Source organism: Cellulophaga sp. HaHaR_3_176, from assembly GCF_019021925.1.
In the GTDB taxonomy this organism is placed as follows: Bacteria; Bacteroidota; Bacteroidia; order Flavobacteriales; family Flavobacteriaceae; genus Cellulophaga.
Genome location: NZ_CP058990.1, coordinates 2,346,474 through 2,361,904, shown reverse-complemented (window position 1 = coordinate 2,361,904; position 15,431 = coordinate 2,346,474). Strand labels below are relative to the sequence as shown.

Below are 15,431 nucleotides of genomic sequence, written 5' to 3'. Positions count from 1 at the left end.
TAGGTGAATGATTGATTGATAAAGAAAATAGAAATTTGTATACCGTTAAATAACTCTTTTAAGGAACAGGGTCATAGCCTTTTCCTCCCCAAGGATGGCAACTGAAAATACGTTTTAAACCTAACCAGCCACCTTTAAATAAACCATGTTTTTTTAAGGCTTCAAGTGTGTACTGTGAGCAAGTTGGTGCATATCTGCAACTTGCAGGTGTTAATGGAGATATAACTAACTGGTAGAAACGGACTAAAAAAACAAAAGGAGCAATAAGAATCTTTTTCATTAATAGGTTTTCTGATGGAATCTCAATCAAAAATACAATAAAAGTATAGTAATAGAAAACCCGCTAAGTAGCGGGTTTTTTATAAAAATAAATTACAAATTAATATGTTGTAGCATATTTAATGGGTTCTAAATTGTTTGATTCTTCTTCGGTAAATAACCTAGATTTAGTAATGAACCGAACACCTAAAGGAACTTCTAGCGAAAAACTAGCACCTCTGCCAACCACTGTGTCAATAGTGAGTTGTGTGTGTTTCCAATATTCGTATTGATCTTTAGACATATAAAAATCACAATCAGAAGTAATATCAAGCCAAACATCATTTTCATTTAGCATAAACTCTCCTTTTTCAAAACACATAGGAGAAGAACCATCACAACATCCACCACTTTGATGGAACATAAGGTCGCCGTACTTTTCTTTTAATGTGTTCAGAATGATTTCTGCATCCTTAGTAATTAAAATTCTTTTTACATTCATCTTAAATGCTATTAAAAGAAACCCATTGCTTTTTTATCATAAGAGATAAGCATATTTTTGGTTTGTCTGTAATGACTTAACATCATTTTGTGATTTTCTCTGCCAATACCTGATTTTTTATACCCTCCGAATGGAGCATGAGCAGGGTATAGGTGGTAACAATTTACCCAAACTCTACCAGCTTGTATAGCTCTTGAGATTTTATAAGCCTGGTGAGTATCTCTTGTCCAAACTCCTGCCCCTAAACCATATAATGTGTCATTAGCTATTTCAATAGCCTCAGCTTCATCTTTAAACGATGTTAAGCAAACAACAGGTCCAAAAATTTCTTCTTGAAAAACTCGCATCTTATTATTTCCTTTTAAAATTGTTGGTTGAATATAATATCCACCCTCAAGGCCTTCGTTGTAAGCAGCTTCACCTCCAGTTAAAACTTCACAACCTTCTTCTTTTCCAATTTTAATATAATCTAATATTTTTTGATATTGATCATTCGATGCTTGAGCACCCATCATTGTAGTTGGGTCTAGTGGGTGACCTAATTTTATAGCTTTCGTTCTTTCAACTACACGAGCTACAAATGCATCAAAAATGTCCTCTTGTACTAGCATTCTTGATGGGCTTGTGCAGACTTCTCCTTGGTTTAATGCAAACATTACAGCGCCTTCAAGGCATTTGTCAAAAAAATCATCATCGGCATCCATTATATTATTAAAGAAAACATTTGGTGATTTCCCTCCTAATTCTAGAGTTACAGGTGTAATGTTTTTAGAAGCATACTGCATAATTAATTGCCCTGTAGTTGTTTCTCCTGTAAAAGCTACTTTATTTATGCGAGGACTTGATGCTAATGGTTTACCAGCTTCTGCGCCAAAACCATTAACAATATTTAATACACCAGCAGGTAAAATATTTTCAATCAATTCCATAAGTACTAATATACCAACAGGTGTTTGTTCTGCGGGCTTTATAATAACACAGTTTCCGGCGGCTAACGCAGGTGCAAGTTTCCATGTAGCCATAAGTATCGGAAAATTCCAAGGAATGATTTGTGCAACTACGCCAAGTGGTTCAGTTACGTTAAGTGCTACAGTGTTAGCATCTAATTCACTTACTGACCCTTCTTCCGCTCTTATAACACCTGCAAAGTATCTAAAATGGTCTACAGCTAATGGTATATCTGCAGCACGTGTTTCTCTAATAGCTTTGCCATTATCCCATGTTTCTGCACGAGCTAAAATTTCTAAGTTTTGCTCCATTACATCCGCAATTTTTAAAAGCATATTGCTGCGCGTTGTTGCTGATGAGTTGTTCCAGCCTGGCGCTGCTTTCCATGCTGCATCAATTGCAAACTCAATATCTTCTGATGTTGATCTTGCTATTTTTGTAAATACATTACCATCTACAGGCGATGTATTGTCAAAATACTCTCCTTTTATAGGAGATGTCCATTTGCCTCCAATATAATTTTCATATTGACTTTTGAATTTAGGTTTTTCTAATACATTGCGTTCTGTTGTTTGTACGTTGCTCATGATTCAATATTTTAAATGTTTATATTTTATAGCGATCAATTTTATGAAGTGTTGATTTTCAGCTACTTCATAAAAGTACTTTTCATTTTTTTATTTTATTTGAATAATTCTATCAATTTGATGAACAATACTATCATACTTTATGATTTTAACAATTATTAGCGTATTTTTTTATAAATTTAATATGTTATCTATTTTTTAATTGTTGAAATTAGTAGTTATGCTTAAGTTATCTGACGAATTTATTAAAGGAAGAAAATTAGAGTCTCTTGTAGAAAACCAGACTTCATATACTTTAAATAATGCAGCTATGCATGTTTTTGAAACACATGAACAAGCAGATAAAGTTATGTTGCAGTTTGATCAGCCTGTTTTAGCAAGTATGATAATGGGTAAAAAAGTGATGCATTTAAGAGATCATCAATCTTTTCAATTTTTACCAGGAGAATCTTTAATATTGCCAGCAAAGGAAATTATGTCTATAGATTTTCCTGAAGCAGAAGATAAGAACCCGACAAAATGTTTGGCCATGGCCATTTCTGAAGAGAAAATAAATAATGTTTTGCGTTTAATGAACGAAAACATGCCTAAGGATAGTGGTAAAGAATGGAGTTTAATGGATTATAATTTTCACTTTGTAAATGACTCAGGAATTTATCAAATACTACAGCGCTTACTATTTTTATTTACAGAGAACCACGCTTCAAAAGATTTTTTTGTAGATAACATGTTGCGTGAACTTATAATTAGAATTTTACAAACGAACCAACAAAAAATTTATACTAAAGAAACATTGTCTTTAACAGAAGATAATAGGTTGTCTTTTATTGTAAAATATATTAGAAGTAATATTCATGAACCATTAACTATTGAAGAATTAAGTAAAAAGGCATGTATGAGTCCATCTCATTTTCATCGTGTTTTCAAAAGCGAATTAAGGATATCGCCAGTAGAGTTTATTAAAAATGAAAGAATAAAATTGGCGGTAAGTTTATTACAAAACCCTAAAAGAAAGATAAAAGATGTTTATATGGAGTGTGGTTTTGAAAGCCGTTCTTATTTTAATAGGGTTTTCAAAACCAAACAACATATTTCTCCGGGAGAATATCAACTAAAAATGCAACAGTATTTTTGATAGTAATTTACGAAATGCTAAAAGTGGTTCCGTCTTTACCATCTTTAAGTTGTATGCCTAAAGCTGCTAATTGATCTCTTATTTTATCTGAAGTAGCAAAGTCTTTATTATCACGCGCATCTTTTCTTAATTGTATAAGTAAAGAAACAACATCTGGTAACTTATCAGAATCAACGCCAGATTCATTCTTGTCTTCAATACCTAAAATGTCGAAAATGAAATCATTTAATGTAATTTTTAATAGCACTTTATCTTCAGCTGTAATTTTTTCGTTCCCTTCTTTAATCAAGTTTATATGTTTAACAGCTTCAAATAAATGAGCAATTAAAGTAGGTGTATTGAAATCATCATTCATTGCATCGTAACATTTCTGTTTCCATGCGTTTATATCAAAATCAGTACTGCTAGAGGCTTCTAAATTATCGATTGAAGTTAAAGAATCCATCAATTTTAAATATCCTTTTTCTGAAGCAAGTAAAGCATCACTACTTAAATCTAATATGCTAGTATAGTGTGCTTGCATCATAAAAAAGCGAACAACAGTAGGTGAGAAAGCTTTTGAAAGAATATCGTTATCTCCTGAAAAAATCTCGTCAGGTAAAATATTATTACCTGTAGATTTTGCCATTTTTTTGCCATTCATTGTCAGCATATTGGCATGCAACCAATATTTAACAGGCGATACTCCGTTTGTAGCTTCGGCTTGAGCAATTTCGCATTCATGATGCGGGAATTTCAAATCCATACCACCACCGTGTATGTCAAATGATTTACCTAAATACTTGGTGCTCATAGCGGTACACTCTAGGTGCCAGCCAGGAAAACCATCTCCCCAAGGAGAAGGCCATCTCATGATATGTTGTGGTTCAGCTTTTTTCCAAAGTGCAAAATCTTGTGGACTTAGCTTCTCATCTTGAGCAGCTAATTCGCGAGTATTTGCAATCATGTCTTCTAACTTTCTACCGCTTAATTTACCGTAGTTATGAGATTCGTTGAATTTAGGAACGTTAAAATAAACTGATCCATTTTTCTCATAAGCATATCCTTTTTTAAGAATATCTTTAATAATTTCTATTTGCTCTATAATATGCCCCGTAGCAGTTGGTTCAATACTAGGAGGTAGAAAATTAAATTTCTGTAATATATTATGGAAATCAACAGTATATCGCTGAACAACTTCCATGGGTTCAATTAGTTCTAAGCGTGCTTTTTTTGCAATTTTATCTTCGCCATCCTCAGCATCATTTTCTAAATGCCCTGCATCTGTAATGTTACGTACATAACGTACCTTGTAACCCAAATGCTTTAGATATCTAAAAATCATATCAAAAGACATAAATGTACGGCAGTTACCTAAATGTACATTGCTGTATACTGTTGGTCCGCAAACATACATTCCGATAATACCTTCAGTGATAGGTTCTAAAATTTCTTTTTTTCCGGATAAAGAATTGTAAACTTTTAGATTTTGACTTTTATATAATTGCATGCTAAATGTAGAACGTTAAAATTTTGTTTCTAATTTGATGAAGTTTAAAAATTCACGACGAGTAGCTTCTTCTTTAAATTTACCACCGTACTCGGCAGTTACTGTGCTACTTTCTATATCGCGAATACCTCTTGAATTTACGCATAAATGTTTAGCGTCTATAATACAGGCTACATCTTCTGTGTTTAAAACATGTTGTAGTTCTCGTACAATTTGAATAGTTAATCGTTCTTGAACTTGTGGTCTTTTTGCGAAATAATCAACAATACGATTCATTTTTGATAAACCAACTACATTACCATTAGATATGTAGGCTACGTGAGCTCTACCTACAATTGGTAATAAATGATGTTCGCAAGTGCTGTATAATGTTATGTTTTTTTCAACTAACATTTCACCGTACTTGTATTTATTATCAAATGTTGACGATTTTGGTTTTTTCTCTGGATGTAAACCAGAGAAAATTTCTTTTACAAACATTTTAGCAACCCTATTCGGGGTGCCTTTTAAGCTATCGTCGGTTAGGTCGAGGCCTAAGGTTTCTAAAATCTCAGAAACGTTTGCTTTTATTTTATCAATTTTCTCCTCATCGCTTAATTTAAAAGCGTCTTTTCGTAATGGAGTATCTTCAGAAGTAGCTAAATGGTTATCTCCCATTTCTTCAAATTGCTCTTCTAATGTGCTGTCAATTTTCATCTTAAATTATCTCTTAAGTGCTGCAAAGATATACATAATCTAATATTTAATAGCATGTTTACCTATGTTACACAACATTAATTAGTGAGCGTTATGTCGAGTTTTTATATTTATCCTTACGAAGGACTATCGTCTTATGAAATATAGTTTATTTATAATCTTTTTATTGTTTTCTCTTTTTTCTGTTGCGCAAATATCTCCTGATTGCTCAACAGCAATACCTATATGTAATAATACGCCAGTAAATAGTGGCACAGATAGTTATGGTATAGATGACTTTAACGGGGCAAATGAGTCTGGTTGTTTAGAAAAATCATTATCTGGGGCAATAGAATCAAACTCTGCATGGTATCGTTTTAGAACAGGAGCATCGGGGCAATTAGGGTTTAATATTAGTATGGATTCTAGTGAGGATTGGGATTTTGCACTTTATAAATCAGCCGATTGTAATAACCTTGGTGAGCCAGTGCGTTGTAATTTTAAAGAAAACGATGATCAAGATTCTTTTTTAGGAGTTGGCGAAGATCCTACAGGGAATACGGAAAACCTGAGTTATGAAGACTGGTTAGATGTGGTTCCTGGGGAAGATTATTATTTGTTAATCAATAATTTTTCGAATATAAATTCAGGTTTTTCAATACAATTTTCAGGAAATATATTTGTTACCAACCCTTATGATGCTTTAGATTGTACAATAATAAACAACCTTTTAGGTCCGCCTATAGCAGCATGTGAATCTGATTTTATAGAATTGGATGCGACAACTGCTAATGTTCTTTCTTATGATTGGTATGTAGAAAGTAATAGTGGTTTTGATCAAATTATAGGCGAGAATAATGCAACTTTTGAGGTTGTTAATTCTGGTTTATATAGGGTAGTGGTTACCTTGCCAGGAGAAACTATTATAAGTGATGTTCAGGTTAATTTTACCCCTAACCCTACGGCGAGCCCTGTGGATGATAAGGTGGTTTGTTATAGTGAAGACACTTATGATTTGGCCGCTATTGATGCAGAAGTATTAGGAAGTCAAAGTTCAGATAGGTTTATTGTTTCATACCATTCTAATTTTTCAGATGCCGTAAGTGGTGTAAATAATTTGAATAAAAATCATAAAAAAAATCAAGGAGTAGAAACAATTTATATACGTGTAAATTCATTTGAAAATCCAAAATGTTTTGATGTTTCTCAAAATTTTGATTTGATTGTTTCAGAAGAAATCGAGCAGGATTTTCCGAGTATAGTATCCGTTTGTGAAGGAAATACAACAGTTATTGTAGGAGATGATACTCCGAATAATAATTTTACTTATGAGTGGAGTACAGGTGAGAATACACCTTCGATACTAGTGAACTCTGAAGGTTTTTATACGGTAACTATTTCTAGTATTATTTCAGGTGTTGTTTGTTCAGAGGTTTTTACTGTTGATGTAATAATTTCTAGAACACCAATAATTTCAAATGTAATAATAGAAAGCTTACAAGAAAATAATACGGTAACAATAGAAACGGAGTTCGATGGTAATTTTGAGTACCGAATTGATGATGGAGAATATCAAACTGAGTCATTTTTTAATACTGTCTTACCAGGATCGCATATTATTGAGGTTCGAGATATTGAAGGATGTGGTTCGGTTACAGAAAGTATTGTTGTAATGGGCTTTTCAAAATTTTTTACACCAAATGGAGATGGTATTAATGATCAATGGTTGGTAGAAGGGTTGGATCAACTCAATAGTCCTGTTGTTTTAATATTCGATCGTTATGGTAAGCTAATGAAGCAACTAAACCCTTTAAAAATTAGTTGGGATGGTTTTTACAACGGAGTGCAAATGCCTGCTTCAGATTATTGGTTTCAGTTAAGTTATTTAGAAGAAAATGGAGACCGTACAGTAGCAAAATATATAAATAGTCATTTTTCTTTAAAGCGATAGAAAGTCATTTTTTGTGTATTTCATCGATTAACGGTAAAATATATCAGCTAAAAATACTAAATCAGCGTATATAAAGTTACTAGAAAGCACCACAGATCATCATTATTATGAGAATACCATTCATTTTTATATCCACACTATTGTTCTCTTTAATTAGTTATTCCCAAAATTCGCCCGATTGTAGAACAGCAATTCCTGTATGTGCTGATATGCCTTATATTGGTAAGGCAAATGGGCTTGGTGATATTGAGGATTTTGATCCAGAAAACATGGTTCAAACAGGTTGCTTAGAAAAAGGTAGTGGTTCAAGTTCAAATATAGAGCATAATACTTCATGGTTTGTTTTCCGTGCTGGTACTGATGGTGAAGTTGGGTTTGATTTAGAAGCTCTTTCGACAACAGCTGAATGGGATTTTGCAGTTTACGGGCCAGATGTTGATTGTGCTGCTATTAGTAATGGTACGGCGGAACCTATTCGTTGCAATTATGAAGTTAATGATACTGATTTTACTGGATTAGGCGTAAATCCTGAAAATGGCGATATAGGTCGTCCAAACTTAACACAAAGCTTAAATACATACGATGAGTATTTGCAAGTAACTACTGGGGAAATATATTACATTTTAATAAATAACTATAACACGAATTTCGACGGTGATCCAGAATCTTTTGGAATTACATTTACTGGTAGTTCTGTAAGTGCGGATCAAGATACAGCTTTAGATTGCACCTTGCGAGATGAGTTTTTAGGTTTGGATATTGTTGCCTGTGAAGATGATGCTGATATTGTGTTAAGTGCTTTGCGGTCTCCTGCGGGACCAGATATAGCTAATATAAGGTGGTATGTAGATTATGACGATGATGGTATTGTTGATGATGATAATTTGTTAAGTGGGCCAATAGGTGTAGCAGATGAATTAATTGTATCTACTGAAATTTTAAGTTCAGGGAGGTATTTTGTTGAAATTACTACAGCTTCAGGATCACCAATTACGGTTGTTGATGAAAGCGGTGTATTAGTAACTGTTTTTGGTCCTCCTGTATTACAAGATGTTGTTACTCTTAACTCGAACCTATCAAACAACCCCGATCAGAATAATATTGAGGTTATTGTAGAGGATGAAAGAGGGAATGGGTCATTTGAATATGCTATAAATGGAGGTGAGTTTCAAGACAGTCCTATCTTTTTAGATGTGCCTCCGGGTTTAAATATGGTGATTGTAAATGATAAAAATAATTGTGGAATTACAGAGCCAATAGAGTTTTTGGTAATTGGTTATCCTAAATTTTTCACACCAAATGGCGATGGTATTAATGATGAATGGAATATAAAGGGGTTAGAAGAGTTGACAGACCCTATGGTGTATGTTTTTGATAGATATGGTAAACTCTTGAAGCAACTAAATGAAAACACGCCTTGGGATGGTACATACATTGGTGGTCAGATGCCAGCTTCAGATTATTGGTTTAAACTCGAGTATGCTGAACCTGAAAATGGGGTTTTAGTGACTAAATTAGCACAGAATCATTTTTCTTTAAAAAGATAAAGACCCACTTTCGTGAGTCTTTAGTTTATTTGATATATAATGTTTTTTATTAAAAATTAACCGTGTATGTTAATGTAACATTAGTATTTTTTTGGTCGATGCTAAATGTAGGTGCGGTATCTGTGCTTAGTACATTTTCATTTATATCTCTAGAATATGTATTTATGGCCATATCTAATTTACTTGGCCCAAAACTATAGCCAATACCACCTGATATACCATTTAAATCTCCAATTCTTTCATTAATATAGGGGGTTTGCTCATAATGATAGCCACCTCTTAAGCTTATTTGCTTAATTCTGTATTCGCCACCAAGTCTTAAGCTAGAAACAGCTTGTAGTTGCTGACTTATAAAAATATTTTCATCAGCAAAATTAGAATCACTTTCTGGTCTTAATTCAGCTTGTGACATATCTTGGTAGCCATAATCTAAACTCAATAATCCATCCGTTCCAAAAACTAAAGCTAAACTACCCGTAAGTTTAGAAGGTGTTTTTATAGTATATTTTTCATAAACATTAATGATGTTTAAATCTAAAAAGCCAATATCACCATCGGCAATATTAGAATTTATCTGTTGTGAAGATTCATCAAATAGTCGATACCATGTAGGTGATTCGTAACTACCTCCAAGTCTAATAGCATCGTTTACTTTAGCAATTGCACCTAGACTAAAAGAAAAAGCGTTTCCTTGAGTTCTTAAGTAATTGTCGAATGATGAAAATTGAACTTCAGAATCTGCATCGTAACCATTTTCGCTTAGCTCATTAAGTTGATCGTATAAAATAGAATGAACGTTTATAGAAGCGCCTAAGTATAAATTCTCTTGATATTGAGAAGCAATATTAAAAGTAAATTTATCATTATAACCTGAGGTTGTTTTTCTGTAATTTTGATTTACAGTATTGTATTTAGTTAGGCTTATGTAGTCAGTATTATTATCGTTATTAATATCAACAGGGTCTATAATGCCTCCGAAAAAACCTAAAAAGGCTTGTTGGTCAGCAAAACCTAAACTGGCTCCGATATCTAAATAAGCATTTTCAATAAATTCATTATTTTGCAATTTTAATGGGCCTAAAGGAGTGCCTTGGGCAAAATTTAAAAAATAATTATCAATACCTGTATCTGTATTATAAGCTGCGCTATATTGACTATTGAAATTTTGAGTTCTATCATAATTGAAAGCAAGCGTAATCTTTTTCCAATCAGAGTTTGGATTGCTGTTTTTTAATACAGAAACACCACCAATTTGATTAATTTGGAAATTGTTATTACTAGCTCTTGGAGCTATTCCACTTCTAGTAGTTACTGTGTTTTTTAAATTATAATTGGTTCCTGAAAAAGAGATTAAGCTGTTGTTGAATACGGCAGAACCAGCAGGGTTGTTATTTAGTGAGGATAAATCTCCGCCAAGAGCACCAAAAGCACCACTCATTGCTTGGTATCTTGCGGTGCCTTGGGTGTTGCTAGTGTTAAAACGTAAAACATCATTAATGTTTTGTGCGCTGGCAAATGAACATGCCAATGTTATTACGAAAACTATAGATTTTTTCATTTCAATTTTTTTAAGCCTTTTTAAATACTAAATTTAGTTGCTTCTTCCTCTACTGCTTCCTGAAGAAGATCTGCTGCTACTCCCGCTACTAGAGCTTCTTGAAGAAGATCCACTGCTGCTTGATCTGCTGCTAGAACTTCTTACAGAAGATCCGCTATTGCGGCTTCCAGAGCTAGAACTTCTTGTAGTAGGAGAGCTACTTCTAGAGCTTGATGACCTTACGCCTGTAGATGAAGAAGAAGAGCTTCGTGGGGTATATGTTCTTGTTGGTGCTGTACTTCTAGATGTTCTAGAACTAGTAGTTGTGCCTCTTTGGTATCCACTACTGCTTGAAGAATTTCTATAAGTCGGAGAAACTCTTGTGCTTCTTGTTGTTCTATATTGAGTATTTCTATTTGTAGTAGAAGATCTGTAAGCTCTTGTGTTATTTGTAGACCTGCTACTTGTAGTTCTATATCTTGCAGTGTTAGAAGCTGATCTACTTCTTGATGGCGTACTTCTGTACGAAGTTCTTAAATTATTGGTGTTAGTAAAGTTTCTGCCTCTTGAGTTGTAGGCATATCTTCTGTTATAATTATTGTTGTAATATCTATTAGCATTATAATAACCATAAGGTCTATAATAGTTGTTCCAGCCATAATTATAACCGTATCCATACCCATATCCGTATCCTCCCCAGCTATTCCATCTGTTGTAACCCCAAGGTCTTCCGTAATATGAGTTATAACCGCCCCAACCCCAATTGTTGTAACCGTAGCCATATGCTCCGTATCCATATCCCCAATGATTGTAACCACCCCAACCTAAATTGTTATTGTAGTTTATCGAAACGCTTGTAGGGTTTTCACCCCATCCACCATAGCCATCATAGTTATTAGAATCGTCTTGATAAGCTAATTCTTCATCAGTATATTCAGCCTGACCGTAATAATCATCAATATCAGTAAATATTTCATTATCTAAAATATCTTGATATTGATCTGCTTTTTCTCCAAAATAAGCAGCATATTCATTATCGTTTGTTTGGTATTGTTGTGGATTATTATCGGTAACTTGCTGGTTATTATTAGAATAAATTCCATCATTATCATAATATGAAGATTGTTGATACGAACCGCAAGAAGCTAAAAATAGGGCAGAGGCAAGTATTAATAAAGATCTTCTAATTTTTTTGAAGGGTATAGTATGTATCATCTATTAGAAATTTAATTGTTGAACATTGTAAAAATAGTTAGTTTTACCGAACTATTTTTTTTAAAATAAAAGCACAAGTTTTGTGCCAAACTAGTAAACATGGGTAAAAACTTAACGAAAAGAAGCGAGGATTATTCTAAATGGTATAATGAACTCGTTGTTAAAGCAGATTTAGCTGAAAATTCAGGAGTAAGAGGTTGTATGGTTATCAAACCGTATGGCTATGCTATCTGGGAGAAAATGCAGGCGGCTTTAGATGCAAAGTTCAAAGAAACAGGGCATGAGAATGCTTATTTCCCTTTGTTTATTCCGAAATCGTATTTAAGTAAAGAGGCAAGTCATATAGAAGGTTTTGCTAAAGAATGTGCTGTTGTGACACATTATAGATTGAAAAATGCTGAAGATGGAAGTGGGATTATTGTAGATCCTGATGCAAAATTAGAAGAAGAGCTTATTGTTAGGCCAACATCAGAAACTATTATTTGGGATACTTACAGAAGGTGGATACAATCTTATAGAGATTTGCCAATATTAGTTAACCAATGGGCAAATGTTGTTCGATGGGAGATGAGAACTCGTTTGTTTTTGCGTACTGCTGAATTTTTATGGCAAGAAGGGCATACGGCACATGCAACTGAAAGTGAGGCAATAGAGGAAACAGAGCAAATGATGAATGTATATGCTGATTTTGCAGAAAATTTTATGGCAATGCCTGTCATTAAAGGTTTGAAGACGCCATCAGAGCGTTTTGCAGGTGCGATAGAAACATATTGTATTGAAGCATTAATGCAAGATGGAAAAGCCTTACAGGCAGGTACATCGCATTTTTTAGGGCAAAATTTCGCAAAAGCTTTTGATGTTAAGTTTGCAACGAAAGAAGGGAAGCAAGAATATGTTTGGGCATCTTCATGGGGGGTTTCTACTCGATTGATGGGGGCTTTGGTAATGACACATAGTGATGATAATGGATTGGTTTTACCTCCAAAATTAGCGCCTATTCAAGTAGTTATTGTACCAATTTATAAAGGTGATGATCAACTTGATGCAATTTCAGAAAGAGTTGCTCCTCTAGTAAAAGAGTTAAAAAAGAAAGGAATTTCTGTTAAGTTTGATAATAGGGATACATATAAGCCTGGCTTTAAGTTTGCAGAATATGAGTTAAAGGGTGTTCCTATTCGTTTGGCTATAGGTCAAAGAGATATGGATAACAACACTTTTGAGGTAGCAAGGAGAGATACTTTTGAAAAAGAGACTGTAAATGCAGATTCGATTATTGATAAAATAGAATTTTTATTAGAGGATATTCAGAAGAATATTTATAAAAAAGCATCAGATTATCGTTCAAATCACATAACAGAAGTTAATTCTTATGATGAATTTAAAGAAGTTTTAAAAAATAAAGGCGGTTTTATTTCTGCACATTGGGACGGGACTTCTGAAACAGAAGAAAAAGTTAAAAATGAGACGAAGGCAACAATACGTTGCATTCCGATAGATGCGAAGCTGGAAAATGGGAGCTGTATGGTGACCGGAAAACCGTCTTCTAAAAGAGTATTATTTGCAAAGGCCTATTAATTTTAAAAAAAATAATAGCTAGCTATTGCAATAGTAAAAAATAGTTGTATTTTTGCATCCGCAATTGCGCAAGGCAATGGTCCGTTCGTCTAGGGGTTAGGACGCCAGGTTTTCATCCTGGTAACAGGGGTTCGATTCCCCTACGGACTACTAAGGAAGTTGAAAGCGTAAGTTTTTAACCGAATTTAAAAAGTTCTAGTTAAAACAATGGTCCGTTCGTCTAGGGGTTAGGACGCCAGGTTTTCATCCTGGTAACAGGGGTTCGATTCCCCTACGGACTACTAAAAAAACATTTTCGGGATTTTAATAAATCCTAAATTAAACAAATAAGAAATAAAATGGCAAATCACAAGTCAGCGTTAAAGAGAATCAGAAGAAACGAGTCAGTACGTTTACGTAACAAATACCAACACAAAACAATGCGTAATGCATTGAGAAAGTTACGTGCTGAAGAAGATAAAAAATCTGCTGAAACATTATTTCCTACAGTTGTTAGTATGATTGATAAATTAGCAAAACGCAATATCATTCATTCTAATAAAGCTGCTAACTTAAAAAGTAAGTTATCTAAGCAATTAGCTGCTCTATAATTTAAGCTAATTTTAATAATATTAAAAGCGCTCAATCTCAAGATTGAGCGCTTTTTTGTTTTCTATCGTAGCTCTGTTTTATCTAAAAAAATACAGAGTGTAAATATCTTCCAGGTGCTAAGGTGAATCCTCCTGCAATTATAAGTGCTCCGAAATATAAACTTACCATTTTAAATTTATGAACTCTAATATTGCCTTTTTTGATCGCTAATATGGATGTGGGGACTGAATAAATTGTTAATAAGCTAAATAAATGTATCCAACCGAAGTGATTTAAGAATTGGCTGCCTACATGGGCAGGAATAAATAGACTTACAATAGCGGTAAAAAACATTAGCGAAAGATAGATTTTGCCAATTAACCGATGTTTAGGAGTTCCTTTACTAAATAATAATAGATAAGCACCAATAAATAAACAAGGTGTAACAGTTATTAAATGTGTAAACATTAAAATTTTGTAAGTTGTGGTCATAAGGTTGTTTTTTTACTAAAATAATAAAAGTAACCTATGGGGTATTGATAATGATGACTGAACTGTGGAAGAGGTATGCTGAACTGTATTTTGTTAATGTAGGTCTTAAAGTTTTTTCTTGGTGAGGCCTATCATAAAACATAAGTGCATAAAATAAGTAGCTGATAAATGTATAGGTTTAAGTTGGTAATAAATATAATTAGTTTCGTAGGTTAAATAGCTGTAAATGATATTTATTGGTGCATAAATTATTTGATAAACAACTAGGCCTATACTTATCCAAAAAAGAATAGACTTTCTAAGTTCTATTTTTCTAAATTTTTCTGAAAAATATAGTACAATAGATATTATTAATAATATAGAGGAGTAGGTGTCTGCAAATAACTGCCTATTTGTAGCTATGTTTCTATAAAAAGCATTTGTTGTAGTGATGATAATAAAGCCTATTATGCCATAAAAAATGATTTTTTTATTTTTCTTTAACACGCAACATTTCCAAAAAAGGAAGTAGAAGTAAATAAAAAAAAATTGATGATATATAAAGTAGATTACGTAATTGTAATTAGCATATAACTCTGAATAAAATGGATTTTTTGTAGGGTCTATTTTTATTAGAAAGCCAAGGTATTCTGTTAAGAAAATATAGAATAAGAGAATTGGAAAATATTTTAAAGGCGTGTGATAGTATTTCTTATAATTAAATAATGAAAATAATAATGATGTTACATAAAATATCATGAATAAATTATCTTGGAGTATGTTTATTATTTTAGACATACTCTTTCAGTATTTTTATTGATAATAAGTAAATTTTTCAATTATTTTAGGGGGCGTTTTTGTGATTTTTGTAAATATATTTAAAAATAAGAAATTAGAGAGTTTAATAATTTTACTTTCAGTTCATTTACTATACTTTCTTAAAGTTTAGATAACAAAAAACCCAATGATTC

13 protein-coding genes and 2 tRNA genes are annotated in these 15,431 nt (G+C 33.0%); 7 read left to right on the top strand and 8 right to left on the bottom strand.

What is annotated here, in order from left to right:
• Nucleotides 1-58: 58 nt before the first annotated feature.
• From yidD to H0I23_RS10360, 3 genes are all read right to left on the bottom strand, one after another.
• Nucleotides 59-280, bottom strand: coding sequence for a membrane protein insertion efficiency factor YidD (gene yidD, locus H0I23_RS10370; RefSeq protein WP_216783233.1), 222 nt, complete (start codon nucleotides 278-280; stop codon nucleotides 59-61).
• A gap of 99 nt (nucleotides 281-379) precedes the next feature.
• The gene (locus H0I23_RS10365; RefSeq protein ID WP_216783232.1) at nucleotides 380-760 is read right to left on the bottom strand and encodes a DUF779 domain-containing protein; all 381 of its coding nucleotides are present in this window, start codon (nucleotides 758-760) and stop codon (nucleotides 380-382) included.
• 11 nt (nucleotides 761-771) lie between these two features.
• Complete coding sequence (locus H0I23_RS10360) at nucleotides 772-2,295, bottom strand: aldehyde dehydrogenase family protein (protein WP_216783231.1); 1,524 nt, start codon at nucleotides 2,293-2,295, stop codon at nucleotides 772-774.
• A gap of 220 nt (nucleotides 2,296-2,515) precedes the next feature.
• Here H0I23_RS10360 and H0I23_RS10355 point away from each other — a divergent pair, with 220 nt between their 5' ends.
• Nucleotides 2,516-3,430: an AraC family transcriptional regulator gene (locus tag H0I23_RS10355; RefSeq protein WP_216783230.1), complete on the top strand. Its 915-nt coding sequence runs from the start codon at nucleotides 2,516-2,518 to the stop codon at nucleotides 3,428-3,430.
• Between the two features lie 7 nt (nucleotides 3,431-3,437).
• On the opposite strand, the gene cysS is transcribed toward H0I23_RS10355, so the two are convergent.
• Together cysS and folE are read right to left on the bottom strand one after the other, a co-directional pair.
• Nucleotides 3,438-4,919 (bottom strand): cysteine--tRNA ligase, encoded by a 1,482-nt coding sequence (gene cysS, locus H0I23_RS10350; RefSeq protein ID WP_216783229.1) that lies wholly within the window; start codon nucleotides 4,917-4,919, stop codon nucleotides 3,438-3,440.
• A gap of 15 nt (nucleotides 4,920-4,934) precedes the next feature.
• Nucleotides 4,935-5,615 (bottom strand): GTP cyclohydrolase I FolE, encoded by a 681-nt coding sequence (gene folE, locus H0I23_RS10345; RefSeq protein ID WP_216783228.1) that lies wholly within the window; start codon nucleotides 5,613-5,615, stop codon nucleotides 4,935-4,937.
• Nucleotides 5,616-5,751: 136 nt separating this feature from the next.
• On the opposite strand from folE, the gene H0I23_RS10340 reads away from it, so the two are divergent.
• Together H0I23_RS10340 and H0I23_RS10335 are read left to right on the top strand one after the other, a co-directional pair.
• Entirely contained in the window at nucleotides 5,752-7,545 is a 1,794-nt protein-coding gene (locus H0I23_RS10340; protein WP_216783227.1) for a T9SS type B sorting domain-containing protein, read from the top strand.
• Nucleotides 7,546-7,652: 107 nt separating this feature from the next.
• Nucleotides 7,653-9,092 (top strand): T9SS type B sorting domain-containing protein, encoded by a 1,440-nt coding sequence (locus tag H0I23_RS10335; protein ID WP_216783226.1) that lies wholly within the window; start codon nucleotides 7,653-7,655, stop codon nucleotides 9,090-9,092.
• A gap of 49 nt (nucleotides 9,093-9,141) precedes the next feature.
• Here the strand turns inward: H0I23_RS10335 and H0I23_RS10330 are convergent, their stop codons facing one another.
• Both H0I23_RS10330 and H0I23_RS10325 read right to left on the bottom strand, forming a co-directional pair.
• Nucleotides 9,142-10,650 carry an OmpP1/FadL family transporter gene (locus H0I23_RS10330; protein WP_216783225.1) on the bottom strand — a complete coding sequence of 503 codons (1,509 nt, stop codon included), beginning with the start codon at nucleotides 10,648-10,650 and terminating at the stop codon, nucleotides 9,142-9,144.
• A 33-nt stretch (nucleotides 10,651-10,683) separates the two neighbouring features.
• On the bottom strand, nucleotides 10,684-11,844 hold the full coding sequence (locus H0I23_RS10325; protein ID WP_216783224.1) for a hypothetical protein: 1,161 nt from the start codon (nucleotides 11,842-11,844) through the stop codon (nucleotides 10,684-10,686).
• 99 nt (nucleotides 11,845-11,943) lie between these two features.
• On the opposite strand from H0I23_RS10325, the gene proS reads away from it, so the two are divergent.
• The 4 genes from proS to rpsT all read left to right on the top strand — a co-directional run bounded on the left by proS (nucleotide 11,944) and on the right by rpsT (nucleotide 14,009).
• Entirely contained in the window at nucleotides 11,944-13,419 is a 1,476-nt protein-coding gene (proS, locus tag H0I23_RS10320) for a proline--tRNA ligase (protein WP_216783223.1), read from the top strand.
• Between the two features lie 78 nt (nucleotides 13,420-13,497).
• A tRNA-Glu gene (locus tag H0I23_RS10315) sits at nucleotides 13,498-13,569 on the top strand.
• A gap of 59 nt (nucleotides 13,570-13,628) precedes the next feature.
• A tRNA-Glu gene (locus H0I23_RS10310) sits at nucleotides 13,629-13,700 on the top strand.
• A gap of 57 nt (nucleotides 13,701-13,757) precedes the next feature.
• Nucleotides 13,758-14,009 carry a 30S ribosomal protein S20 gene (rpsT, locus tag H0I23_RS10305; RefSeq protein ID WP_216783222.1) on the top strand — a complete coding sequence of 84 codons (252 nt, stop codon included), beginning with the start codon at nucleotides 13,758-13,760 and terminating at the stop codon, nucleotides 14,007-14,009.
• Nucleotides 14,010-14,091: 82 nt separating this feature from the next.
• Here the strand turns inward: rpsT and H0I23_RS10300 are convergent, their stop codons facing one another.
• The gene (locus H0I23_RS10300) at nucleotides 14,092-14,481 is read right to left on the bottom strand and encodes a DUF2306 domain-containing protein (RefSeq protein WP_216783221.1); all 390 of its coding nucleotides are present in this window, start codon (nucleotides 14,479-14,481) and stop codon (nucleotides 14,092-14,094) included.
• Between the last annotated feature and the right edge of the window lie 950 nt (nucleotides 14,482-15,431).